General features: G+C 59.6%; 19 protein-coding genes and 1 tRNA gene. 9 read left to right on the top strand and 11 right to left on the bottom strand.

The genetic code is table 11. From position 1 onward, the window contains the following. The first annotated feature begins 88 nt into the window (after positions 1 to 88). Complete coding sequence (locus tag EV281_RS09255) at positions 89 to 811, top strand: copper homeostasis protein CutC (RefSeq protein ID WP_132652791.1); 723 nt, start codon at positions 89 to 91, stop codon at positions 809 to 811. Here EV281_RS09255 and EV281_RS09250 read toward each other — a convergent pair. The 7 genes from EV281_RS09250 to EV281_RS09220 all read right to left on the bottom strand — a co-directional run bounded on the left by EV281_RS09250 (position 808) and on the right by EV281_RS09220 (position 8,759). Then, complete coding sequence (locus EV281_RS09250) at positions 808 to 1,827, bottom strand: zinc-binding alcohol dehydrogenase family protein (protein WP_132652790.1); 1,020 nt, start codon at positions 1,825 to 1,827, stop codon at positions 808 to 810. The two genes, EV281_RS09255 and EV281_RS09250, sit on opposite strands and share 4 nt — an antisense overlap. A 65-nt stretch (positions 1,828 to 1,892) precedes the next feature. After that, positions 1,893 to 2,867, bottom strand: coding sequence for an ABC transporter permease (locus tag EV281_RS09245; RefSeq protein WP_132652789.1), 975 nt, complete (start codon positions 2,865 to 2,867; stop codon positions 1,893 to 1,895). Between the two features lie 26 nt (positions 2,868 to 2,893). Continuing rightward, complete coding sequence (locus EV281_RS09240; RefSeq protein ID WP_132652788.1) at positions 2,894 to 4,447, bottom strand: sugar ABC transporter ATP-binding protein; 1,554 nt, start codon at positions 4,445 to 4,447, stop codon at positions 2,894 to 2,896. A 101-nt stretch (positions 4,448 to 4,548) separates the two neighbouring features. Next, the gene (locus EV281_RS09235) at positions 4,549 to 5,538 is read right to left on the bottom strand and encodes an ABC transporter substrate-binding protein (protein WP_132652787.1); all 990 of its coding nucleotides are present in this window, start codon (positions 5,536 to 5,538) and stop codon (positions 4,549 to 4,551) included. Positions 5,539 to 5,750: 212 nt separating this feature from the next. Beyond that, positions 5,751 to 6,197, bottom strand: coding sequence for an RbsD/FucU domain-containing protein (locus tag EV281_RS09230; protein ID WP_132652786.1), 447 nt, complete (start codon positions 6,195 to 6,197; stop codon positions 5,751 to 5,753). Positions 6,198 to 6,206: 9 nt separating this feature from the next. Then, positions 6,207 to 7,226 carry an aldo/keto reductase gene (locus EV281_RS09225; protein ID WP_132652785.1) on the bottom strand — a complete coding sequence of 340 codons (1,020 nt, stop codon included), beginning with the start codon at positions 7,224 to 7,226 and terminating at the stop codon, positions 6,207 to 6,209. Between the two features lie 30 nt (positions 7,227 to 7,256). Beyond that, entirely contained in the window at positions 7,257 to 8,759 is a 1,503-nt protein-coding gene (locus EV281_RS09220; protein ID WP_132652784.1) for an altronate dehydratase family protein, read from the bottom strand. Between the two features lie 260 nt (positions 8,760 to 9,019). Between EV281_RS09220 and EV281_RS09210 the strand changes: the two genes are divergently transcribed. Beyond that, a complete protein-coding gene (locus EV281_RS09210; RefSeq protein WP_132652782.1) occupies positions 9,020 to 9,916 on the top strand; it encodes a GntR family transcriptional regulator in 897 nt (298 codons plus the stop codon). A gap of 616 nt (positions 9,917 to 10,532) precedes the next feature. Here the strand turns inward: EV281_RS09210 and EV281_RS09200 are convergent. After that, complete coding sequence (locus tag EV281_RS09200) at positions 10,533 to 12,023, bottom strand: MDR family MFS transporter (protein WP_132652780.1); 1,491 nt, start codon at positions 12,021 to 12,023, stop codon at positions 10,533 to 10,535. A 367-nt stretch (positions 12,024 to 12,390) separates the two neighbouring features. On the opposite strand from EV281_RS09200, the gene EV281_RS09195 reads away from it, so the two are divergent. Both EV281_RS09195 and EV281_RS09190 read left to right on the top strand, forming a co-directional pair. Further along, positions 12,391 to 13,233 (top strand): glycosyl transferase, encoded by an 843-nt coding sequence (locus EV281_RS09195; protein ID WP_132652779.1) that lies wholly within the window; start codon positions 12,391 to 12,393, stop codon positions 13,231 to 13,233. A 78-nt stretch (positions 13,234 to 13,311) separates the two neighbouring features. Beyond that, positions 13,312 to 13,815, top strand: a complete 504-nt coding sequence (locus EV281_RS09190) for a hypothetical protein (RefSeq protein WP_132652778.1) — start codon at positions 13,312 to 13,314, stop codon at positions 13,813 to 13,815. Positions 13,816 to 13,848: 33 nt separating this feature from the next. Here the strand turns inward: EV281_RS09190 and EV281_RS09185 are convergent, their stop codons facing one another. Next, positions 13,849 to 15,357, bottom strand: a complete 1,509-nt coding sequence (locus tag EV281_RS09185) for a glycosyltransferase family 39 protein (protein ID WP_132653221.1) — start codon at positions 15,355 to 15,357, stop codon at positions 13,849 to 13,851. Between the two features lie 809 nt (positions 15,358 to 16,166). Between EV281_RS09185 and EV281_RS09180 the strand changes: the two genes are divergently transcribed. The 5 genes from EV281_RS09180 (at position 16,167) to EV281_RS09160 (ending at position 22,606) form a co-directional block, all read left to right on the top strand. Further along, positions 16,167 to 18,608 (top strand): VapE domain-containing protein, encoded by a 2,442-nt coding sequence (locus tag EV281_RS09180; RefSeq protein WP_165911863.1) that lies wholly within the window; start codon positions 16,167 to 16,169, stop codon positions 18,606 to 18,608. A 694-nt stretch (positions 18,609 to 19,302) separates the two neighbouring features. Then, positions 19,303 to 20,265, top strand: coding sequence for a sterol desaturase family protein (locus tag EV281_RS09175; RefSeq protein WP_132652776.1), 963 nt, complete (start codon positions 19,303 to 19,305; stop codon positions 20,263 to 20,265). 330 nt (positions 20,266 to 20,595) lie between these two features. Further along, positions 20,596 to 21,309, top strand: coding sequence for a hypothetical protein (locus tag EV281_RS09170; protein WP_132652775.1), 714 nt, complete (start codon positions 20,596 to 20,598; stop codon positions 21,307 to 21,309). Between the two features lie 368 nt (positions 21,310 to 21,677). Next, positions 21,678 to 21,956 carry a hypothetical protein gene (locus EV281_RS09165; protein WP_132652774.1) on the top strand — a complete coding sequence of 93 codons (279 nt, stop codon included), beginning with the start codon at positions 21,678 to 21,680 and terminating at the stop codon, positions 21,954 to 21,956. 122 nt (positions 21,957 to 22,078) lie between these two features. Further along, the gene (locus EV281_RS09160; RefSeq protein ID WP_132652773.1) at positions 22,079 to 22,606 is read left to right on the top strand and encodes a hypothetical protein; all 528 of its coding nucleotides are present in this window, start codon (positions 22,079 to 22,081) and stop codon (positions 22,604 to 22,606) included. Positions 22,607 to 22,745: 139 nt separating this feature from the next. Here the strand turns inward: EV281_RS09160 and EV281_RS09155 are convergent, their stop codons facing one another. Further along, positions 22,746 to 23,252, bottom strand: coding sequence for a hypothetical protein (locus EV281_RS09155; protein WP_132652772.1), 507 nt, complete (start codon positions 23,250 to 23,252; stop codon positions 22,746 to 22,748). Between the two features lie 78 nt (positions 23,253 to 23,330). After that, positions 23,331 to 23,406: transfer RNA gene (locus EV281_RS09150), tRNA-Thr, on the bottom strand. Positions 23,407 to 23,491 lie beyond the last annotated feature (85 nt).

Genomic DNA, 23,491 nt, shown 5'->3' with positions numbered 1-23,491 from the left:
TTGATCCCGGCAAAATAATCAGGCTATAGCGTGGAATCGGCGGTTGGCGGACAATCGGCGGTGCTAGCGGAAGAAGAGGGTTCGGACCATGGCCGTTTTGCTGGAAGTATGCGTCGATAGCGCTCAGGGCCTCACGGCTGCGATCGAGGGCGGCGCCGGCCGTATCGAGCTCTGCTCGGCGCTGGAACTCGGCGGGCTGACGCCACTCCCGAGCCTGATGCGGATTGCCGCCGAAGCTCCGATCCCCGTCTATGCAATGATCCGTCCGCATGCCGGCCCCTTCATTTTCGACGCGACGGATGAGAAGGCGATGCTGGCCGACATCGATGCTGTCAGGGCCGCTGGCCTCGCCGGCGTCGTCATCGGCGCAAACCGGCCGGACGGCGCGCTTGACATGCCGCTCATTCGTCGCCTGAAGGCGCATGCCGCCGGCCTCGGCTCGACGCTGCATCGCGCCTTCGATCTCGTGCCCGATCCGGATGCCGCTCTCGAACAGGCGGTCGAGCTCGGCTGCGAGCGCATCCTCACCTCGGGCTGTGTGCCGAAGGCGATGGACGGACTGGAAACGCTGAAGTGCATCTCAGTTAAGGCAGCCGGCCGCATTTCGATCATGCCGGGCAGCGGTGTGCGCCCGAGCAATGCCGTCCAAATCCTGCGGGCGACCGGTGCTCACGAAATTCACGGCTCCTGCAGCTCACCCGTTGCCAGTGCCGATCCGCGCGCCGTCTCGTTCGGCTTCGATGTGCCGACCTCGAACCGGACGGATGTCGCGGTCGTCAGGCAGATGCGCGCCGCAATCGATACGCTTTAATCAGCGACCTTGATCACAGCCTTGATGAGGCCGCTCTTTTCGTGCGCCCAGCGGGCGAGATCGCGCGGCGCATCGGCAAGTGTCGTGCGATGCGTGATCAGCTTGTCGACCGGCACGAGACCCCCGGCGATCGAATCCGCGACGTGCTCGAAATCGACCCGCGTCGCATTGCGGCTGCCGATCACCATCATTTCCCGCTTGTGGAACTCGGGATCGGAGAAGCGGATATCGTCCTTCACGACGCTGACGAGCACAAGCGCGCCGCCGTGGGCGACGAAGCTGAAGGCTTTCTCCATCGAAGGTCCATAGCCCGTCGCATCGAAGACGACATCGAAACCGTCACCGTCAGTCTTAGCCTTCACGGCATCGAGGGTACCGTCATCAGCGACGATGCCGGATGTGAAGCCGAAGCGTTCCGATGCCATCTGCAGCCGGTCCGCGCTGGTGTCGAGCAGCGTCACGTCATGACCGGCGATACGCGAGAAGATCGCCGCACCGAGGCCGATCGGACCTGCGCCGATCACAAGCGCGCGGGAACCGGCTGATGCCATGGAGCGGCGCACGGCATGTGCTCCGATCGCCAGGAATTCGGTGGTCGCCGCGGCCTCCAGGCTGAGACCCTTGGCGGCATAGAGATTACCCGCCGGCACGACGATTTCCTCGCAGAATGCACCGTCCGTATGTACGCCGAGAACTTTGATATTGGTGCAGCAGTTGGGCTTGCCCTGGCGGCAGGCGACGCAGGTCCCGCAAGAGAGGTAGGGATTGACGATAACAGGTGTACCAATGGCCATCGCCACCCCGTCGCCGACCTCCAGCACGGTCGCCGAGATCTCGTGTCCCATCACGCGCGGATATTCGAGGAAGGGGTGCTTGCCTTCGAAGATGTGATAGTCCGTGCCGCAGATGCCGACATGGCTGACGGCAAGCCGTACCCAACCAGTATCAGGTGTTTCGGGAGAAGGGCGCTCGACGAGATCGAGGACGCCTGGTTCGCGGCAGAGCACTGCTTTCATGATAGGTCTCGCATTGCTGAAATGAAGAAAGCCGGCCTTTGGGCCGGCTTCGTTTTGCGTCCCGCTCAGCCTGCCCGGCGCCGGCGAAGCTGGTCGAAATAGACGATGACGATGATCAGCAGGCCGGTGATGATACGCTGCCAGAACGAGTTGACGTTCAGGAGGTTGGCGCCGTTGTTGATGGTCGCCAGAATGAAGGCGCCGATCAGCGGGCCGTGCACGGAACCGACTGCACCGAAGAGCGACGTGCCGCCGATAACGGATGAAGCGATCGCCTGCAATTCCCAGCCGTCGGCTTGTGTCGCGTTGCCGATCGCAATGCGCGAGGCGAGCAGCACGCCGACGAAGGCGGCAAACGAGGCCGAAAGGATATAGGCAAGGTAGATCATGCCCTTGACGTTGACGCCGGAAAGCCGCGCGGCTTCTGCATTCGAACCGACGGAGAAGAGATAGCGGCCCCAGCGGCTCAGATGCAGGAAGACGAAGGAGGGGACCGCCACCAGGATGACCATCCAGAACAGGCTCGGAACGCCGAGGAAATCGGCGCGGGCGAAATTGCTGAAACCTTCGTCCGTAATGCTGATCGTCGAGCCGTTGGTGATCAAGAGGCCGATGCCCCGCAGCGACGTCAGCGTCGCCAGCGTGATAATGAAGGGCGGCAGGCCCATATGCACGATGCCGAAGCCATGGAAGGCGCCAATCGCGACTCCGATTGCCAATGTCAGCACGATCGCCGCCCAGAGCGGTACGCCGGTCTGTAAGAGCCAGGCGATGATGACGGTGCAGAAGCCGACGATCGCGCCGACCGAAAGGTCGATGCCCGCAGTAATGATGACAAAGGTCTGGCCGAGCGCCAGGATCGCCGTCATCGCGCCTTGGCGCAGCAGGTTGGAAATGTTGAGCGGCGTCCAGAAGCTCGGGGTGACGAAGCCGAGCACGACCCAGAGGAAGATCAGCAAGCCGATCAGCGTCAGGCCGAACAGAATATTCATCTTCCGGCGCGGCGGCGGCGCGACGATTTCGGTGGGGGTGGCAGTCATGATTTTCTCCCTCTTATTCTTCTGGCTCAGACGCCGATCGCTTCGCTGAGCACTTCTTCATGCGTCGCCGCGTGGAAATCATGGCTCGCGACGAGCTTGCCGCCGCGGAAGACGTGCAGCCGGTCGGCCAGTTCGTAGACCTCAGGCAGGTAGGAGGAGATCAGGATGATGCCTGCCCCCTCTTTCAGCAGCTTGGCGAAGAGCCGATAGATTTCCGCCTTGGTGCCGACGTCCACCCCGACGGTCGGCTCATCGAAGATGAACAGCCGGGCGCCGTGGCTCAACCACTTGCCGATGACGATCTTCTGTTGGTTGCCGCCCGACATGCTGGAGGCCGGCACGCGCCGGCTCGGCGTCTTGATGCTGAGATCGCGGATTTGTTTGTCGGCATTGGCCGACTCCCGCGTATGATTGATGACCGGTCCGTGGCTCAGCCGCCCGAAGACCGGCAAGTTGATGTTGAGGCCGATCGACTGGTTGAGGCAAAGCCCCTGGTCGCGCCGGCTTTCCGGTGCCAGCGCAATTCCGAGCTCCATGGCGGTGCGTTCGTTGCGGATGTTGACGCGCTTGCCCTTCCAGTGGATTTCGCCGGCGCTTGTCGGCTGGCGTCCGTAGAGCCCGAGCGCGAATTCGCTGCGCCCGGCGCCGATCAGGCCATAAAGGCCGACAATCTGTCCTGCCTTGACGCTCAGCGACACGTCTTCGAAGCCCGGGCCGGTGAGGCCCCTGACATCGAGAATCGTCTCGCCGATCGGAATGTCTTCCTTGTGGTAGATCTGTTCGATCGTGCGGTTGATCATCAGCGCGATGAGCTCGGCCTCGTTGGTCTCGCCGATCAGCCGCGTGCCGACATGCGTGCCGTCGCGCAGCACCGAGACGCGGTCTGCCAGTTCGAAGACTTCTTCCATGCGATGGCTGATATAGACGATGGTAACACCTTCGCCTTGCAGCCGGCGGATCAGCTTGAAGAGCTGCGCGGATTCCTGGCGGGTGAGATAGGCAGTCGGCTCGTCAAAGATCAGGAACTGCGTGCCGCGCATCGCCGCGCGCGCGGTGGCGACGAGCTGCTGCTGACCGATCGTCAGCGAGCTCAGCAGCGCACCGGCTGGCAGGCCGAAGCCAAGATCGTCGAGCACAGACTGCGCCATCTTCTCCATCTGCTTCTTGCGCATCAGGCCGTAGCGATTGACCTCGTCGCCGAGGAAGAGATTGGCGGCAACAGTCAGGTGCGGGCAGAGCACGACTTCCTGGTGGACGGCATTGATGCCGCGGGCGATCGCCTCGTTCGGCGTCGACAGCCCCACCGGATGGCCGCACCAGAACACTTCGCCGGCCGTGCGGGTGATGACGCCGGTGAGCAATTTGATCAGCGTCGATTTGCCGGCGCCATTTTCGCCGACGATGGCGTGGATTTCGCCGGCAAAGAAGGTCAGCGTCGCCGGCTTCAGCGCCTGCACGTGACCGTAATTCTTCTGCAAGCCTTTCAGTTCGAGGATGGGCGATCCGGCGGGAATTCGATTGGCTTCTTTCAGCGTCGCGCTGTCATCGTGGCGATGACTGACCTCTTCCAGTCCGGTCATGGACCTCTCCTCCTCTTGTCACGTCTGCTCTCCATCCCAAACATACCATGGATGGAAAAAGCCGCGCCGGTTTTGAAGCCGGCGCGGCTCGTCTGTCGTTATTACTTGATCTTCGGGTTCAGGAGCGCGTCGATCTTCGGCTCTTTCATGTTCGCCTTGGTGACGAGGTTTGCACCCGTATCGACATTTGCCGGGACCTTTTCACCCTTGGAAACGGCAAGAGCCGTCTTCACGCCGTCATAACCCATGCGATAGGGGTCCTGAACGACGAGGCCCGCGAGTGCGCCGTCCTTGAGGAAGCCGACCGTCTTGTCGTCGCTGTCGAAGCCGATGACCTTGATCTTGTCGCCGAGCTTGTTTTCAGCGATCGCCTGGCCAACACCCTGTGCCATGATCAGGTTCGACGCAAAGACGCCGACGAGTTTCGGGTTTGCCGTGATCAGGTCGGTCATCATGTTGAGGCCGGTGGTTGCCTGGCCGTCGGCATACTTGTCGGCGATCACCTTGAGGCCCGGATACTTCGACTTGATTTCATCGAGGAAGCCCTGGCGACGCTGGTCGAGCGAGCCAACGCCCGGCAGGCTGGTGATGATGGCGATTTCGCCTTCTTCCTTGCCCGTCGCGGCCTTGATGGCGGCGGCAAGGCCGTCAGCAGCGATACGGCCACCCTGGACGTTATCCGTCGTCAGGAACGACTTGAATGCCTTGGAGTCGGCTGCCGAATCGATACCGATGACCGGAACGGACTTGGCGGCTTCATCGATCGGCTTGCCGAGTGCCTTGAATTCGGTCGGCGAAATGACGACGGCGGCTGGCTTGCCGGCAACGGCATTTTCCAGAATCGAGATCTGGCCGTTGATGTCGGATTCCGACTGGGCGCCGAGTTCCGGTACCTTCACGCCGAGATCCTTGCCGGCCTGGCGAGCGCCGGCCAGAACGATCTGCCAGTAGAAGGACGTCGTGTCCTTGACGATGATCGGGATCGTCACGTCGGCAGCAAAGGACGTGACCGGCATCGCCGTCGCAATGACGGCGGCGCCCGCAAGTGCCGTAAAGGCCCGGCGGGACAGAAGGGTTTTCACGATGCTCATAAGGGTTCTCCTCTCAAGGTGCGTTCTCCTCCAATGAAACCAGACCGCTGAACGCGAGCGGACGATTTTTATCGATAAAAAACATTTGCAGGAAGAAGCTAGCCGAGGCGCGATCAAATTGCAAGTGCGCTGATTTCGCCTTCGTAGCCCATCAAATTGCCTTCCAAGCATTTGTTTTTATTTCAAATACATAAAGACCTAAAATAAGGTCTTTAGTCGAATCGCACCTCGTGCGGATGCACGACGCCCTTCTTCAAAATAAGGTTGCCGTATAGCCGGAATTCGGTGGTCGCGACGATATAAGCGGCCTTCCGCGCCATCTCGTAGAAGGCGAAGCGCTCGACAGATGCGATGGGAAAATTTCCGGCGCGCCGGGTGACGATCTCCTGGAATTCGGCGCAGACTTCCGGCACGGCCTTGGCATCGCCGACCACTTCCATCCGCCATGCCGACTGCGGCACGAATGTATCGAGCGGCATATGGGTGAGGATCGCCTCGGCCATATCGGTGGCACTGACGCCATCGGCCCGGATGACGTCGGGTCCCATGCTGCTCGCCGGGAAATTGGCATCGGCAATGACGATATCGTCGCCATGCCCCATGCTTTTCAGCGCATAGAGCAGATTGGGACCGAGAAGCGGGTGAATACCTTTAAGCATGTTGTCTCCTCAGACCCGGACGGCTTCTTCGCCAAGCGGTGCGGCGACCAGCGTGTAGGGCTCGAATTCGGAATAGATATCGGCGGGAAGCTGCGGTTCGAAATTTTCCATGTTGCGCACGAGGCTCGAAGGCCTTGCCGTGCCGATCAGCACCGAGGAGACGATCGGATCGCGCAGCGGAAATTGCAGGGCGGGGGCGGCAAGCGGAACGCCATGACGCTTGGCCACCGCTTCCATCGCGCCCACCTTGCCGAGCACCTCGTCATTTGCCGGCATATAGTCGAAATGCGATCCCGGCACCGGACCGGTTGCCAGAATGCCGGAATTGAAAACGCCGCCGACGACCAGCGACGTATCCTTCTGCCGGCAGAGCGGGATGAGCTCGGCAACCGCCGACCGGTCGAGCAGCGTGTAGCGGCCGGCAAGCAGGATCACGTCGATATCGGCATTGCGCATCACGTCGAGGCAAACAGGCACTTCGTTGACGCCGAGACCGAACGCCTTGATCGCGCCAGATGACTTCAGCTGCTCCAGAGCCTTGATGCCGCTGTCGAGGAAATTCTTCAGATGAACCGCATTCTTGGCAGCACCGTGCGTATAGCCGCCGATATCGTGGACATAGAGAATATCGATGCGGTTGAGGCCGAGCCGCGCATAGCTGAAATCGACCGACCGCATGATGCCGTCATAGGAATAATCGTAATCGGCATCGAAGGAGAGCGGATCGACATAGCTGTAATCCGGAACGCTGCCGGTCGGCACCGGGCGCAGCAGGCGGCCGACCTTGGTGGACAGCACATAGTCATTTTCCGGCTTGCCGCGCAGGAAATCGCCGACATGTCGTTCGCCGAGCCCAAGGCCGTACCACGGCGCCACATCGTAATAGCGGATGCCGTGGTTCCACGCCGTTTCCAGCGTTTCCATCGCCTGCTCGCGCGGGCAGGCGCGGTAAAGGCCGCCGAGTGCCGCGGCGCCGAAGCTGATTTCGGTCACCTCAAGCGCCGTCTTGCCGATTCTCCTCGTCTTCATCATTCCTCCCCGTGAAGACCTTAATATCACTTAGAGCGTGGCGCCGAGATGCCACGGAACGAATTCGTTATCGCCGTAGCCGAAGATTTCGCTTTTCGTCTTCTTGCCCGAGGCCGTCTCGACGATCAGATCGAAGATCTCGCGGCCCTTGGCGCTGATCGTCGCGTCACCCGTAACGATGGTGCCGCAATCGATATCCATGTCCTCTTCCATCGAGGCATAGAGCGCCGAATTGCTGGCGAGCTTCAGCGAGGGGGCGGGGCGACAGCCGAAGCAGCTGCCGCGGCCGGTCGTGAACGCGATCATGTTGGCGCCGCCGGCCACCTGGCCGGTGGCGGAGACCGGATCGTAGCCGGGCGTGTCCATGAACACGAGGCCGGGAGCCGTGACGCGCTCGGCATAACCATAGACGGCAGTCAGCGGCGAGCGGCCGCCCTTGGCGACAGCGCCGAGCGACTTTTCGAGAATGGTCGTCAGGCCGCCGCGCTTGTTGCCCGGCGACGGATTGTTATCGAGCGAGGCGCCGTGCAGGGCGACATAGTCTTCCCACCAGGCGATCTTCTCATCGAGCTTCTTTGCGACTTCCTCGCTAACGGCGCGGCTGCGCAGCAGATGCTCCGCGCCATAGATCTCGGAGGTTTCCGAGAGGATCGCCGTACCGCCGGCGGCCGCCAGCAGGTCTGCTGCAACGCCGAGCGCCGGATTTGCGGTGATGCCCGAAAAGCCGTCGGAACCGCCGCATTGCAGGCCGATGATGATCTCGCTGACAGACATCGGCACGCGCTTTTCACGGCCGACATCGGCGGCGATTTCGCGCAGTACGCCCATGGCGCGCTCGACCGCGCGGCGCGAACCGCCGGCATCCTGAATGTTGAAATGCCGCTTGGAGGCGCCCGCGCCGCTCTGGCCGTAGAGCGTCAGCTGGTTGACCTCGCAGCCGAGGCCGATCATCAGCACCCCGCCGAAATTCACATGCCGCGTATAACCGGCGAGCGTGCGGTGCAGCACATTCATGCCGTCGCCGGTCGAGCTCATGCCGCAGCCCTGGTCGTGAACGATCGGCACGAAACCGTCGATCCCGTCATAATGCGGCAGGATCGTGCGGTTGGCCTCGTCGGCGATCGCCCTGCAGACCGTGGTGGAACAGTTCACGCTGGCAATGATGCCGATATAGTTGCGCGTCGCAGCCCGCCCGTCGGCACGGCGATAGCCCATGAAGGTGCGCGCCCTGTCTTCGGCACTGGCTTCTTCGGGAGCGGAATTGGCCGTTGCGGCGAGGCGGTCGTTTTCGAAATGCAGGTTGTGGCTGTGAACATGGTCGCCGGCTTTCACATCCGCCGTGGTACGGCCAATCGCCTGGCCGTATTTCACCACCGGCATGCCCTGCGGGATGTCCGTTATGGCGATCTTGTGGCCGGCGTCGATCTTCTGCCGCGTCGTCACATTGGCGACATCGGATCCTTCAGCGATCGGTGCCGTTGCGACCGCGACATTGTCTCCTGCCGACAGGATGATCCAAGGCTGTCTGTCCAATTTCTTCTCCCTGAGGAAGCGTCCGTTGATCGGCGCTTGTTGCCTCAATTGCGCATTGATTTTGTTTTTTATCTACAATAAACATTTTCAAGTCAACGGGAATATTGATCCTGTGGACGAGGGAGGCAAACGGCCGCATGCGACTGAAAATAAGATAAAGGTCGCTTGAAGAGGCTCCTGGTCCGGCTAGGCCCGTTCTTGGCGGCGGGCATGATGGCCGTGTCTCTTGGGCCGTATCGTCGGGCGGAAAGCGGGGTCTGATGGCAAGACAGAATACGGTCTTCAAGGAAGCCTACAATCGATATGCGGCAGCATTGCGCATGGATACCGCGCTGCCTTCGGAGCCTGAGATTGCCGCCCAGCTCGGCGTCAGCCGCAGCACGGCACGCGCTATCCTGACCCGCCTCAGCGACGAGGGCATCATCCGCTGGAACAAGCGCCAGAAGATCGTCCTGCGCCAGCCGACCGACCGCGACTTCTTCCCCTCGGAAGAAACCGATTCCCTGCACGACATCATCGAGCGCAGTTTCATGCAGCGCATCCTGTCGGATGAAGCCGCCCCCGGCATGCAGATCAACGAGCTGGAGCTCGCCCGCGAGATCGGCACGGGCACGACGAGCGTGCGCGAATTCCTGATCCGCTTCTCGCGTTTCGGCCTGATCGAAAAACGCCCGAACAGCCACTGGACGCTGAAGGGCTTTACCCGCGAATTCGCGCTGGAGCTTGCCGACGTGCGCGAAATGTTCGAGCTGCATTCGGCCGCCGAATTCGGCAAGCTGCCTGCCGGGCATCAGGCATGGGCCGATCTTGCGGCGATCAAGAAGGAGCACGTTTCGGTGCTCTCCGATATCAACAATCGCTTCAAGGAATTCTCGGCCCTCGACGAGCGTTTCCATCTCCTGATCCACCGCGCCTCGAAGAACCGCTTCATTGCCGATTTCTATGACGCGATCGCCATCATCTTCCACTATCATTACCAGTGGAACAAGGCGGCCGCCCGCGAACGCAACGAGCGCGCCATCCACGAACACCTCGATTATATCGCAGCACTCGAAGCCCGCGATCAGGCAAGGATCGAGGCCGCCTGCCGCATCCACCTTCGCTCGGCCCGCCAAACGCTGCTGCAGTCCATCCCGCAGGCGGCTGAGACTGCGTGAACTGCCGAGCGACGCCTCGGCTCACGCGACCGCCGACGCTCGTCCCTCTCTAATTCTTGATCACGTTGATGTTGACGGTCACGTCCTTGATGGTCCCTTCCCCGTAAGACACTCTCACTTTATACATATCTTTTCCAGAATAGCCGCTCTTGGAAGTATAGTATTCGGATACTCCGGGAGATTTCCTGGAATTGCACCTGCTCTGCGGGGCGTTCGTATAGTTAGCGAAAATATTTTCCCTCACGAATTCGACGGATCCGTGCTCCGGGGCTTGCATTAGTTTTACACTCGGCATTGTTCTTGGGCTGCAATCTGGATTCAGCATGTAAGACTGGCCCATTTTTGTCCGCTCTCCACTTAGAGCTCGACTATGATCTTCGGAATTCTGGATACCATTATTATTTGTGACGCATCCCGACAGACCTAACATTGTAGAGAGCACAAAAATTGAAATATGACTTTGTCTGAAAAATCCCGAAACAATCATTAGTATTTCAGCTCCCGGTTTTATTGATGCTATAATTCGCCTTATCCAAGGAATGAGCGGTTGTAAATGACCCGGGCGAGCGTCATTCCTTTGTTATTGCATTTTTGCACTTCGGGAAAAAGATCAGGTCTAATGGGAGGCTGCCTCGCTCGCCGCACCCCCACCCTGCGCCTTCACGCCGCGGCCGATCGGAATGAGCCAGGTCGTCGCAAAGGTCAGTACCGCCACGAGGACGACGCCCCAGAAGCTCCAGTGGAGTGCGGCGTCAAAAATGCCGCGTACCGTCGCATCGCCGGCGAGTTCCGAAAGACCGGTCGGCTCGTTCAGGACATTGTGCAGGCTGTTTGCCGCTTCACCCGTCGCATAGTGGTCGATCCCGGCATTGAGGATGGCGCCGAGCACGGTGGCGCCGAGCGTATTGCCGAGGCTGCGGGCAAAGATGATCGAGGCTGTGGCGCTGCCGCGCATCGACCACTCCACGCTGTCCTGCACCAGCGCGATGCTGGTGAGATTGATGAGGCCCATGCCAAAGCCCATGAAGAAGGAGCCGGCGCCCGCAACCGCCGGGTGGCTTTCCGGCGTGAGGAACAGCAGGAAGCAGGCGCCGAAGGGGAACATGAAACTGCCGACCCTGAGCGTATTGCGGATGCCGAATGCCCGGAAGAAGCGGCTCGAAAGCATCACCGACAGAGGCCAGCCGACGACGAGCATGGTCAGCGTGAAACCGGCGACAACAGGCGAGCGGCCGAGCACGCCCTGCACATACATCGGCAGGATCGTCGAGAGGCCGATCAGCGCCATGCCGGCGAGCAGCATGCAGGCATTGCTGGTCGCGACGAGCCGCCGGCTCCAGAGCGCGATGGAAATGATCGGTTCCGGCGCGCGCCTCTCCTGCAGCACGAAAAGGATGCCGGTCACGATCAAGACCACGGCAAGCGCGATGAGGATCCAGGCCGGTGCGGTCGTCTCCGTCAGGATCGTCAAGAGCGCGATGATGGAAATCGAAAACAGGATGGCGCCGAGATAGTCGATCTTCGCTTGCTTGTGCGCCACGTCCTCCTTCAGGAAGATCAGGAAGGCGATGATCGAGAAGATGCCGATCGGCAGGTTGATCCAGAAGATCCAGGCCCAGGAAATCGTATCGACGATGATACCGCCGGCAAGCGGTCCGACGACAGCCGAGGCTGCCCAGACGGTCGCCATCACGCCCTGTACCTTGCCGCGCTCCTCCAGCGTGAACAGGTCGCCGATAACAGTCATCGTCACCGGCTGGATTGCGCCGGCGCCAAGGCCCTGCACCAGACGGAAGATGATGAGCGAGGCCATCGACCAGGCCAGCCCGCAGAAGAGCGAGCCGACGAGGAAAACCAGGATGCCGCCGATCAGCACCGGCTTGCGGCCGAAAATGTCGGAAAGCTTGCCGTAGATGACCGTTGTCGTCGACTGCGCCAGCAGGAAGGCGGAAAAGACCCAGCTGTAATAGGAAAAGCCGCCGAGCTGGCCGACGATGCGTGGCATCGCGGTCGCAACGATCGTGGCCTCGATCGCCACCATGAAGGTCGCGAGCATGATGGTGGCAACGACAAACGTGCGGTTGGATTGCTTCGATGGTGCGGACATGATGGACCTCTCGAGCTTTCTCAGCGAAACGGAAAAACGGCTTTGTGCTGATGGGCCAGGTGCAATGGGGGGTGTCGGCAGTCTTTTATGCTCCTGCTGGTAGCAGGTAAAGCGCAAGTCATAGCTTTCTTCGATGTCGACGCTTTAAAGCGCTTCCGGCGCCGGCAAATTTCAAATACAAGGCGTTTTGCGAAGGAAGTTTCGGTGGCTATCCGCCGGAAAATGGAGATCTGGCAGGCTGCCTGGGCTCTCGGATGTCAGGATTGCATTTCCGCCAGGTTATTCCCAAGTGGAACCTGATGCAGGCCTGTGAACCGCTCCATCGCGGATGCGAAGGGTTCGGATCCGGGCACGGAAATGGCGAGATATGATGGCGCATGTTTTGGCTGCGAGCGGCGGCGTTAAACAGGTAATTTGCATCAACTGGGGTACAAAATACGGACCGACTTTCGTCAACCGGCTGTATGCGATGGTGGCGCGCAACATCACGCCGCCCTTTACCTTCACATGCTTCACCGACTCCCGGGACGATCTCCATCCCGGCATCCTGTGCGAGGATCTGCCGCCGCTCGACGTCGAAATGCCGGTCAATACGCGGGGCATCTGGCCGAAGGCGAGGCTTTGGGGGCCGAAGCTCGGAAGCCTGAGCGGGCCTGTCCTCTATCTGGACCTCGACCTGGTCGTCGTTGCCTCCCTCGATGACTTCTTCAAAGTCGGGGGGCCTGATGATGTCGTCATGGCCCGCAACCAGACGACGCCTTTCGAAAGGCTCGGCCAGAGCTCGCTCTTTCGCTTTCCGGTCGGCAAGCTCGTGCCGCTGCAGGAAAAGTTCAGGGCCGACCCGCAGAAAGTGGCCGATGAATATAAGTATGAGCAGCGCTTCGTAACCCGCAATGCGCCCGGAGGCGTCAAATTCTTTCCGCGCCGGTGGGTACTGCATTTCCGGCAGGATTGCCACTGGGCCTTTCCGCTGAACTACTTTCTTGCCCCGCGCCTGCCATCCAGCGCTCGCGTTGTCCTCTTCCCGCGCGGCTTCCACCCGCAGAACGCCATCGAAGGGAAATTCGGCCCGAGAGGCCGGGCCGAAACGAGGCTCGAGCATGTCAGGGGCGTCTTCGATATCAGCAAACGCGACGGCAAGCCGCCCTTCCGCTACCTGCGCCACTATATTCTCCCGACCCCCTGGGTGGCTGAGCACTGGCACGAGTGACGGCCGAAGTTCCGATTTCGGCGGAACAATTTCTCGCTTTGACTGTTGTCAGCCCAGGAAAACTCCCTGGGTGCTCTCATGCGTCCTGCTCTTTTCGCAACAGTGCTCTCGCTCACGGGCCTCGCTGCCGGCGCCAACGCGTCCGAAGCGGATTTCCTCAATTCATTGGCGGGCGACTGGAGCGGAGGCGGAATGGTCCTGACCAGGATCGGCGGCGCGAAGGTCAATGTATCGTGCAATCTCAAATCCGATGCGAGCGCTTCGGCCGTTGCCATGAATGGCAGCTGTCGCGGTCTCGCCTTCATCACGAGAAGCTTTTCGGCAAATGTGAAGGCATCCGGCCAACGGTATACCGGCAATTACACAGGCCCCTCGGGTCTGCCTTCCCGGCTTGTCGGCAGCAGGCGAGGGGATGCCCTCACCTTCAATGTCACCTGGGCGCGCGTCACCAATGGCGATCGGAGCGCAAACATGATGATCCAAAAAGTGGGGCAGAACGGCCTTCGCCTGCAGACCGTCGATCGCGATCCGGCGTCCGGCCAGTCGGTGGTGACGAGCCGCATCGATCTGCAGCGGCAGTGACTGCCATTATTGGCACGCAATCGACGCCGGCGATCACTTCACCGCATATCCATCCGACAGCCGGCCCTCGACCCAGGCATAACCGAGGGAAAAGGCATGTTTCGGATTCCCGAAGAGATAAGGCAGCGTCAGGGCCTGTGTTTGGGGCAATTCGATGCCGGCTGCCTGCAGGCGGGCCGCAAACTCTGGTGGAATGGTCGCATCGCTCGCCGTGCGGCCGCGCCAGACAATGAGCACGGGTCCGTCGGCGCGCGCGTAGCTGCTCGTCTGACGATCGGGAAAATCGGGCAAGACGGTGGGCACATCAGGCCATTGCAAGCGAATATTGCCGGCCAGGTATTTGCTGGAGGCAATCACGAGAACCGGCTTGCGGCTTTCACCCAATTTTGATGCAAATTCCGCCATGGGCACATTGAGGATCGGGTAGCTTCCAAGAAAGCCGGCCCCGACGATCCTGAGGGTCAGCACCGACATTATTATCACCATCGCCGCCGGCACGACCGGCAGAAAACGGCGAACCCCGGCCGACATGTCGAAGCCTGCGGCCTGCATTTTCAGGAACAGGTAGATCGGCAGGACGAGAAGGAACGGGTCAAGCCACCGTTCGTGAATATGACTTGCGCCGCCGATGATCACGATGACGACCGAAAGCAGGCTTGCTGCCATCATGCGTTCGATCAGCCGTATCATTGGGCTGGTTGCCTTGAGCGCGCGGAAAAAATCGCGCCGGAAGCAGGCTGCAAACAGGACGATCGGCAGTGCTGAGAAACCAATGACGGCAATGAGCAGTGAGACAAGCCCCTTGCCGATCCGCAGGATGGCGCTGCCCGCTTCGTGCCTGGCGCCCATCCGCTCGAGAGTTGCGGCTGAAGCGCTCTGGATGTTGTCGGGCAGCCACAGCGCATGCGGCAGAACGATGAGAATGGCGACGGCAATCGCCACCAGCATTCGCCAGTCAAAAAGATGGCGGCGCCATTGGCTGTCCGGCAATACCGCAAGGAAAGCCGCAGCCGGCAGAATGGCAAAATTATATTTGGAGATCAGCCCGACGCCGACGGCGATGCCGACCACCAGATAGGAGGCGAATGTCGGCTGCCGAAGCGTCCTGAAAAAGCCGTAGAGAAACAGCGAGGTCGCAACCAGCAGCGCCACGGTATGGGTAAGCTCGCGCTGCGCCAGAAAGCCGACTTGCGGCAGGATAATGAGGCTCAGCATGGCAATGGCTGCGAGCGACTTATCCTTCAGCGCTTCTCGTGCGGCAAAGCCATAGAACAGATAGCAGAGAAAAAGCAGGATGTTTTTGGGAACCACGAGCGTCCAGAGCGACAGGCCGGCGACCGAAACCACCGCATATTGCAGCCAGTTATAGAATGGCGGCTGCGGGCCGTAGCCCAGCAGGAGAAATTGCGAGAAAAATGCCTGTTCGGATTCATCGAGACCGAGCGTGTCGGGCTGTATCAGGCGAAGCGCGATGTTGAGAACGAAATATCCCGCCAGGAAAAGTCCGGCTGCCGCGATGCTCTGACCAATGCCGAAAAGCATCGGTCCGCGTTCGGCAACGACATTTTCCTCGCTCGCCGAGGGCAACGTGCTTTCAATGGTCATGGCTGGCTGACTGAATGGACAAGATTTACCGGCGGCTCCTCGCAATGTGCCGTTCAGCCTTGCCTCGTCTCATGCGATGCGGCGTCTGCGGCCTGACTTGGGCCAAGCCCGAGCCAGTCGATCACTTTTTCGTCGTCGTAAGTCCCCTCGACCTTCGCAGGTCGTTCCCCGACAGATCGCAACATGCGGTCGCAAATATCAAGCGTATCGCGGGCGGAGATAGTCCGAACTCGGCCTGGAAGTTTTCTTCTGTGTCACACCGGCCACAGGTTGACACCGTGGTGCATCGCTTTCGGTGGAATTTGAAGGGCGCCGCCCGACGCGTCTTTGCAAGCCGGTCTTGCCGGTGATTGGGCATTGAGATCCGAAAGCAAGCCATGCCGTCCGGCATCGGGCATGTATCGCAGTGAAATGCATCGCATTCATCAAGACAACCATCGTTGCGCATTCTGCTTCTGATCGGAGTTTCAGAGCAATGAGCATGACTGGCAGGCCAATCTCCTACACGCTTTTAAGCGCGAGCGACGTTCAGAAGATCGCTCCGGTGTCGAATGTGACGCTCTGGCGCTGGGTGAGGGACGGGAAGTTTCCCGCGCCCATCCGGGTCGCGAAAAACAACTTCTGGAGGTCCGACGAAGTCGGCGCCTGGATGGATGAAATGTCCACGAGGCGCGTTGCGTCAAATCCGAAAGCCTCTTCTCGGCAAAGCGCATAGGCGTCGGCCCTCGAGTTTCATCGGAAAATCCATGGATAGAATCTCGCAATATCAGCCATCGCCGGGGGCGGGTGTCTCAGGCTGCATCGAGCGGCTGCGCCGCGACGTGTCCCTGTCTTCGACAGCTGCGCAATACGGCTGCAAGCTTACTCGCAGCGGGCAGGAATTTTCCGCCTGCTGCCCCTTTCATGCCGAAGACACCCCATCGTTCACGATCTTCGCCGGCCAGGATGGGGTCGAGCGCTTCCATTGCTTCGGCTGCGGCAGGAAGGGGGATGTGCTGGATTTCGTGCAGGAGATCAGAGGCGTCGATCTTCCCGAAGCGATCCGCATTCTCGGCGGCCGCGACGACATCAAGCCGAACGTTCCTCCTCGACATATCCCGGCAGCGACCATCTACGAGGGACTGGTGCCCCTTGCCCCGCCGCACCGTCTGCTTCAGGCCGGCCGGCGCATCACGCTCTATAATCCGAAACGGCGGGGGACGCCCTCGGAATGGGGCGCCTTCACCCCATCGACGGTCTTTCCCTATCGAAATGCCGATGGCTCCCTTCTCGGCTACGTCCTGCGCCGCGATCTGCCTGATGGCGGCAAGGAGACGCCGATGGTCATGTTCGTTCGCCTCCCCGATAGCAGAAAGACCTGGTCGCGTTTCCCCTTCCCGAAGCCGCGGCCGCTCTACGGCCTCGAAACGCTTTCCGATGAAACGACCGGGAACGATGGCCCGGTGGTGATTGTCGAGGGCGAAAAGTGCCGCGACCGCCTGCACCTGTTATCAGGGCGAACCGTCGTCTCCTGGCCGGGCGGAACCCAAGGCGTCACGCACACGGACTGGTCGCCGCTCTCGGGCCGGCACGTGCTGATCTGGCCTGATTTCGACGGCCCGGGCCTCTCGGCTGCCGATGATATCGCCGCCCGCCTGGCCGCGGTCGGCGCGCATGTGCAGCGCGTCGGCTTCACCGATGCGGCGCAGGCTTCCGATATCGAGCGCTACCGTTTCGACGATTGGCGGGCCGGCCGTTTTCCACGCCGCGGCTGGGACTGCGCCGATGCCGCCGATGCCGGATGGACGCAAAGCCAGCTCGACGCCTTCATGAGCGCCACGCTTCGCGACTGGAGGCCGGAGCCCGTTGCCGAGATGGAGCCCGTTTCTGAGATGGAGGAGGCGCGCGTCGTGCAGGTCAAGCGGGAAGGGTCTGTTGAGCCCTCCGCGAGCGCGCGTCCCGCGCAGGTCCCAGATGCGTCCGGGCGTTTCGGTCGCCTGATGGGCATCGAGCGCTTCGATATCGAACTCGAACAATGGCTGGTCGATCGCCGATGGTTCATCAAGCTCAACCTGCTTTCGGTCGAATTGGAGATCCATCGCAACGGCGGCATCGTTCCCATGAGCGACGCGCGGCTGGCGGAAATCCGCTTCGAGCTCGCCCGCGCGCAGGGCAGAGAGCCGTCCAAGGACAACATTGTCGATGCCCTGGTGCTGATCGGCGAGCGGCGGGCCTATCATCCGGTGCACGACTATCTCGCCGGCCTTCAATGGGATGGAAAGCCGCGCATCGACACCTGGCTCGTCGATTATTTCGGCGCCGAGGACACGGCCCTCAACCGCGCCTTCGGCCGCAAGATCCTCTGCGCCGCCGTTCGCCGCGTCAGGGATCCGGGCTGCAAATTCGATCACATGCTCGTCGTCGAGGGCCCCCAGGGCATCGGCAAATCCTCGGCCATCCTGGCGCTCTGCCATGACAGCGACTGGTTCACCGACCAGCTCGAAATCGGCGCCGACGCCAAGGTGACCATCGAAAAAACCGCCGGCCGCTGGATCCTGGAAATGCCCGAACTCGACGGCCTGAGCCGCCGCGACACCAACCGCGTCAAATCCTTCGTCCCCACGCAGGAAGATAGCGCCAGGCTCTCCTATGGCCGCTTTAGGAGCGACCGCAAACGGCAATTCATCCTCTTCGGCACCACCAACGAAAGCCGCTACCTGACCGACACCACCGGCAACCGCCGCTTCTGGATCGTCCGCGCGACGGCGGCCGATCCCGCCGGCATTGCGGCGGCGCGAGACCAGCTATGGGCGGAGGCTGCCGAGAGGGAGGCGGGTGAGAATATTTCTCTGGATAGTCAGGCATTGCGGAATGCAGCAGCCGGCGTTGCCCATGAATCGTCGGATTTTGGCCCGTGGCTGGAGATCCTTGGCGAGCGCATTCCGGAAGGCCCGCTGAAGATCAAGGCCACGGATGTCTGGAAGCTGGTCGGCTTCGATGGCCCGGAAACCATCAATAAACTGACGAAGGCGCATCACGCCCATATGCGTGCGGCGATGACCGGCCTCGGGTTCGAGAAGAGGGACAAGGGTGTCCGCTTCCGCGACGGCGAGAAAAAGACGGCCTATGTTCGCGGCGATCCGGACGAGGCTCGGGAATGGAGCCCCGACAGGCATGAGCCGGCATATGGCTACGGGTCGATTTTCTGACGCGCACGACACCCTGATAACCCGGCCACAGAGCCGGGTTTTTTGCTTCCCGAAGCATGGCGAACCTCCTCCACGCAACCTCCTCCAGGCCTGGAACCTCCTCCGGTGAAGACAGATTTTGGAGGAGGTTCATGGAGGTGGAGGGTGTATGGAGGAGGTAACCTCCTCCGGGTCAAGTTGTTGATTCGGTATCGTTATCGTCTGCTGGAGGAGGTGGAGGAGGTTGTTTGCTGAAAGGTGCCGGAAGCGGGTTTTGCCGGCCTATTTACGACGAAATACAAGGTGCTTCCGGCTAGTCTTGAAAAATGCGTTCTAACCTCCTCCACCTCCTCCGCGGGTCGAGGACTGCGGTTTTCGATGATCCGGGCGGATGCCCTGCGAACGGTGACACGATTTTGCCGGTGCAGCAAATCCGCCGCTTGAAGACGTTGCTCAGACCCTCAGCGGTCGTTATGGGTTGACTGGGCCGCACATCGAAGTGTCGAGCGGCGGCTGTGGAACAAATCTCGGCACGGCCCGAGGTCCCACGATCGGCGGTGCCTGATGCTCCTCGCCCCTCCTCCATGCCTCCCCCCGGGACTGCACTTCCACCGCCGGTAATACATCGAAAGGACGACCCCTTCGTCCTTTGAGCAATCTGGCAAAAGCGCATCGTCAGGACCAAGCTGTAAGGGTTCGCGTTTGGAGCAGTGCCATGGAGCTAGTCGAATACTGCGTACACAAGCTGGGGAGTTTTTTTTATAACACTTATTATCTGAATGGTCGGGCAATGGCGCTCAGTTTCGCCATATCCATCGGCTTGGTTCTGGCGGTTTTCGCAGTGGAACTCACCTATGTGGGGTACGGCAATTCCGGGTTCCGTCGGGTTTTCTTCGAACGCAGCAAATCCACAATCACCGACATCGTCTATTTCGTCCTTCAGGCGACGGGAATGATTACGCTATTTGCGGCGCTCGCATCATTTGGTCTGTCCTATGCCATCACCCACGCGGCTCAGGATATCCCCCACCTGGACCTTGCCCGAAGGCTACCAGGCTGGGCACATGTTCTCTTGTTCCTGGTGCTGTCAGATTTCTTGAGCTACTGGCAGCATCGGTTGATGCACCGGCTGCCCGTCCTATGGCGGCTGCACGAATTTCACCACGCAGCCGAAGAGTTCAACGCGCTGACGTCGTCGCGGGAGCATCCGCTGGAGAAGGCCATAAACCTGGTCATTATGGTCGTTCCGGCGCTGCTTGTCGGCCTGCCGACGGCCGAATTCGCCTTCGTGACCATCACCTTCGGCGCCATTGGTCTCGTCAAGCACAGTGCCATTCCCTGGCATGGCTGGTTTGGCAAATACGTGATCCAGTCACCACGCGACCACTTCATCCATCACTCCCGAATGCGGGAACATCACGACAAGAATTTCGCCAATTATTTCCCGATCTGGGATCATCTGTTCGGCACTTATTACGAGGGCGAGGCAGACGGTGCGAAGCTCGGTCTGGACCGCGACTACTTCAACCGAACCGATCCGTTCCGCGAAAGCATCGCCACAGAAATCCGTTTCTTCCAACGCGCGGGGCAAGCTGCCAAGGCCAAGTTCGGCATAAGCCCCATAAGCGCAAAACCTGCCTCGCCGCAGGGGCTGTCGGGCTCGCAACAGCGCCGGTAGCGAAGCTGGCATCGCTCTGTTGTGATGAGCGGCAGCTTTCGTTCGCGGCGATGCGGAGGAGGCGAAGGAATGGAGCCCCGACAGGCGCGAGCCGGCCTATGATTACGGTTCGATTTTCTGACGCGCAGCGACGTCAGGACAACCCGGCCACCGAGCCGGGTTCTTTATTTCGCGTCTAGGATTTAGCACGCGGAATAAGCGTTTTGTTAACGCGCCGAATTCAAAGTTGTGGCAACGAATATCTCGTATTTAGGTTGCTGGGCATGATGGCCCAAGCTCTTCCGTGCTGCGAATTCCGATGGGGGGAATTCCGGTACCAGAGGAATGAAAATGACCGCGATCTCTTCAGCGAACAATGCTGCACTGCTTATCCTGCAGCAGACGAACGCATCGTTGCTTCCCAACAAACAGCAAGCCGGGAAATCGGCTGCCGACACTATCGCAGCCATCGCTAACGGCGTTTCCAGTCAAACGAGCGCCGTGAAGGCTCAGGCCTCATCGGCAATCAACAACGCGCTGCTCGACGTCAAACAGAGCAACGACGGGATCGTCTCGAGCGCGCTCGATTTCCTGGATTCTGGCAACTTCAAAACCAGCGATGCCGGTGTTACCGACGTCATCAAGAAGCTCATCAACGACGATGGGAACAAGTTCGCCTCGCTGGTCAAAGCCGAAAAGGCGAAGAATCCCAGCATCAGCGATGACAACGCGATCGCCAACGCCATTCAGCGCCTGATACGGGACAACAGATCCAAGTTCGGTAACGGCGAATTCGTGATCGGCTTCCAGCTTGGAAACGGTGGCGCGATCATCTCGAACATCGAAGACAAGAATGGAAACAGCACCAGCAAGACCCTTGCGGCGGGATTGAAGACGGCCCAGTCCTCACTGATCGAGGCGGGGATGATCATCAGCAGGTCGGATGGGAGCAATACGGATGAGTTGAAAATGGCATCCGCAATGCTGACCAACAGCAATTTTGGCAAAGCCTTGAACGACGTGGCGGCTTGGAATGACAAGTGGCGGGATGCGTTCGGCTTTTGAGGCCGGCTACAATTCCGATGCATACGAAGAGGCCCAGATCGACGTTCGATCTGGGCCGATTAAATTCTTCTCCCCGAAGCGGTCTATCAGGAGATGGTCGACTGAGGGACGCAGCCGCCGCGCAGGCCAAGATCGCGACCGGATTCATGTGAATTATCTTGGGATACGACGAGAATCTAGGGCATTGAGGATGCTTGCCGCTTGCCAGAATCAGCGCTTGCATGAAGCGTATAGGGTGATGGTCCACTACAACCATCACCCTAACTCAAACCAAGCCAGGGACGGCGAGGCATGAAGGCACCTCAGACTTTAATCTCGCGTGGAGGAGCGTCAACCCGTTCCGTGGCAGATCACAGGAAAATCTCCACATGGCATATAATCTCTTTGTTGCGTATGACCTGATTTCCCCGGGTCAAAACTACGACGCTGTGCAGGCGCGCATAGCGGAACTGGGGCCGCATTTTAAATTCCAGTATTCACTATTCTACCTCCATACGGATCACACCCCGCAAGAAGTGTATGGGCTGGTTCGTGCGATGATGGATCAGAACGATCGTCTCGCGGTCATTATTGCTGAGGGCGGCCTTGTTACGAACTGGGATCATCCGCCAATCGAGGCCATAAACGCGATCTGGCAAGCCGCCTAGGCCACCAAGGTTGGAGGGCGCCAGTATCGTGCGCCCTCCAAGCAGCTGCTGAATAGCGGCGTCGTCTTAGTCTTCAAGCCGAGCCAATAGAAGGCTGGTGCAACTATGTGGCGGAGTCGAACGTGCCCAAAATCAACCCCGTTTCCCTGCCGCCATTGGAGCCCATGAAAGCAGAAGTCGGAAATGGGATTGCCGCCTTTTCTCAGATCGAGTCTTTTCTTGCACTACTATATGCGCAGTTCATGCACCCTGCACCGCGAGCTCTGAGCTTGTTATCGTTCGACGCCGCACGACACATCGAGATTAAATGCAGGATGCTCAAAGTTGTTGGTCAGCAGTGCCTTTCGGGACATCATCTTTCCGATTTCGAAAAACTTATGCAGCGCGTTAAGCGGAAGACTGAAATGCGCAACAAGTTAGCTCACTGGCATGTAGCGCACTGGCATAAGAATCAGCCCGTATCGTCGGTGGAAGAGATCCGGCAGATGGAGCCGCGACTCATCCCACCCTATTTTAGTTCTGGGAACCTCGATTTTAGCCCTGATCAGCCTATCGGAATGTCGGAACTTAAAGATTTTAGTTCGGGATGTAGGAAACTGGCGACGGACCTTTCCGCCTTTTTGACCGGGAGGGCGTTTAATGCCGATTGAAATCTGCTTTCGCTCAAAGGTCGTTGGGCAAGTAGTACCCAGCAGGAGGTGCTTCAGTTTCAGTCGGTTCTCATGGGTGAAAGGGCTTAATGAGGGCGCGGTATATGAGGTTATCAACTACCTCAATTCGCAAATCACTTCAAAAATTACACTGAACGGTCGAGCAGTTTACGATCACCTCTTGCCATTCATAGTACCACAACAAACCTTGCGCGATAACAGTCGAGACCGCGACAACCAATATCATCTGTCGGAGCGTGAGAGATTTCCAAAACATCAACCGAGCTAGAAGTAGGCAGCTGGTCATCCCTGCCGGAAACATTAAAACTGGCACCCATGAAACAAGTTCTGATTCAAATCGGTTTTTCGACGAACAGCACAAGAAGTATTTGTGGTCTTCCGAAAGGCCAAGAATGACGTCGGTCAACGCTATATACCCACTCCAAACCACCGACACCGGGCCAAGAAGAAACCCCACAATAGCGACGACGATGAATGCCCCAAAAAACAGGAACGCGTCCAGGCCAAGCATAAAAACGAGTGTTTTCAGAATGAGGAAGACTGGCGATACCAGAACACAAAGCAACGTCGCCCAAGCCCACTTTTGTCTCTGAGTTGAAAGATCGACTTCGGCAGGCACATCCATGCGTGGCCCCTCAAATGTGAAAAAGCAAAACTACTATGTGGTAGTGGGGAGGGTAATTTTTGAATTTCAAAGAAAAAATGGTGCCGCTTACGTGACTCGAACACGTGACCCCATCATTACGAATGATGTGCTCTACCGACTGAGCTAAAGCGGCAATCCGGCGGGCGAAGCGTGTCGCCCGCGATTTGCATGGGGCTGATACAGGCATTGTCTCAAGATTTCAAGCACCCTCTTATGCC

This window comes from Rhizobium sp. BK418 (assembly GCF_004341105.1).
In the GTDB taxonomy this organism is placed as follows: domain Bacteria; phylum Pseudomonadota; class Alphaproteobacteria; order Rhizobiales; family Rhizobiaceae; genus Rhizobium.
Note: the sequence above shows the minus strand (reverse complement) of the source record. Positions and strands in the feature narration are given on the sequence as shown.

What these genes read in the sequence shown, in the direction of transcription:
- EV281_RS09190 (WP_132652778.1), top strand. Translation starts at nt 13,312, where the DNA reads ATGCGTCCTGCTCTTTTCGCAACAGTGCTCTCGCTCACGGGCCTCGCT.
- EV281_RS09255 (WP_132652791.1), top strand. Translation starts at nt 89, where the DNA reads ATGGCCGTTTTGCTGGAAGTATGCGTCGATAGCGCTCAGGGCCTCACG.
- EV281_RS09250 (WP_132652790.1), bottom strand. Translation starts at nt 1,827, where the DNA reads ATGAAAGCAGTGCTCTGCCGCGAACCAGGCGTCCTCGATCTCGTCGAG.
- EV281_RS09195 (WP_132652779.1), top strand. Translation starts at nt 12,391, where the DNA reads ATGATGGCGCATGTTTTGGCTGCGAGCGGCGGCGTTAAACAGGTAATT.
- EV281_RS09210 (WP_132652782.1), top strand. Translation starts at nt 9,020, where the DNA reads ATGGCAAGACAGAATACGGTCTTCAAGGAAGCCTACAATCGATATGCG.
- EV281_RS09170 (WP_132652775.1), top strand. Translation starts at nt 20,596, where the DNA reads ATGACCGCGATCTCTTCAGCGAACAATGCTGCACTGCTTATCCTGCAG.
- EV281_RS09230 (WP_132652786.1), bottom strand. Translation starts at nt 6,197, where the DNA reads ATGCTTAAAGGTATTCACCCGCTTCTCGGTCCCAATCTGCTCTATGCG.
- EV281_RS09165 (WP_132652774.1), top strand. Translation starts at nt 21,678, where the DNA reads ATGGCATATAATCTCTTTGTTGCGTATGACCTGATTTCCCCGGGTCAA.
- EV281_RS09180 (WP_165911863.1), top strand. Translation starts at nt 16,167, where the DNA reads ATGGATAGAATCTCGCAATATCAGCCATCGCCGGGGGCGGGTGTCTCA.
- EV281_RS09155 (WP_132652772.1), bottom strand. Translation starts at nt 23,252, where the DNA reads ATGGATGTGCCTGCCGAAGTCGATCTTTCAACTCAGAGACAAAAGTGG.
- EV281_RS09175 (WP_132652776.1), top strand. Translation starts at nt 19,303, where the DNA reads ATGGAGCTAGTCGAATACTGCGTACACAAGCTGGGGAGTTTTTTTTAT.
- EV281_RS09225 (WP_132652785.1), bottom strand. Translation starts at nt 7,226, where the DNA reads ATGAAGACGAGGAGAATCGGCAAGACGGCGCTTGAGGTGACCGAAATC.
- EV281_RS09235 (WP_132652787.1), bottom strand. Translation starts at nt 5,538, where the DNA reads ATGAGCATCGTGAAAACCCTTCTGTCCCGCCGGGCCTTTACGGCACTT.
- EV281_RS09200 (WP_132652780.1), bottom strand. Translation starts at nt 12,023, where the DNA reads ATGTCCGCACCATCGAAGCAATCCAACCGCACGTTTGTCGTTGCCACC.
- EV281_RS09185 (WP_132653221.1), bottom strand. Translation starts at nt 15,357, where the DNA reads ATGCTTTTCGGCATTGGTCAGAGCATCGCGGCAGCCGGACTTTTCCTG.
- EV281_RS09245 (WP_132652789.1), bottom strand. Translation starts at nt 2,867, where the DNA reads ATGACTGCCACCCCCACCGAAATCGTCGCGCCGCCGCCGCGCCGGAAG.
- EV281_RS09240 (WP_132652788.1), bottom strand. Translation starts at nt 4,447, where the DNA reads ATGACCGGACTGGAAGAGGTCAGTCATCGCCACGATGACAGCGCGACG.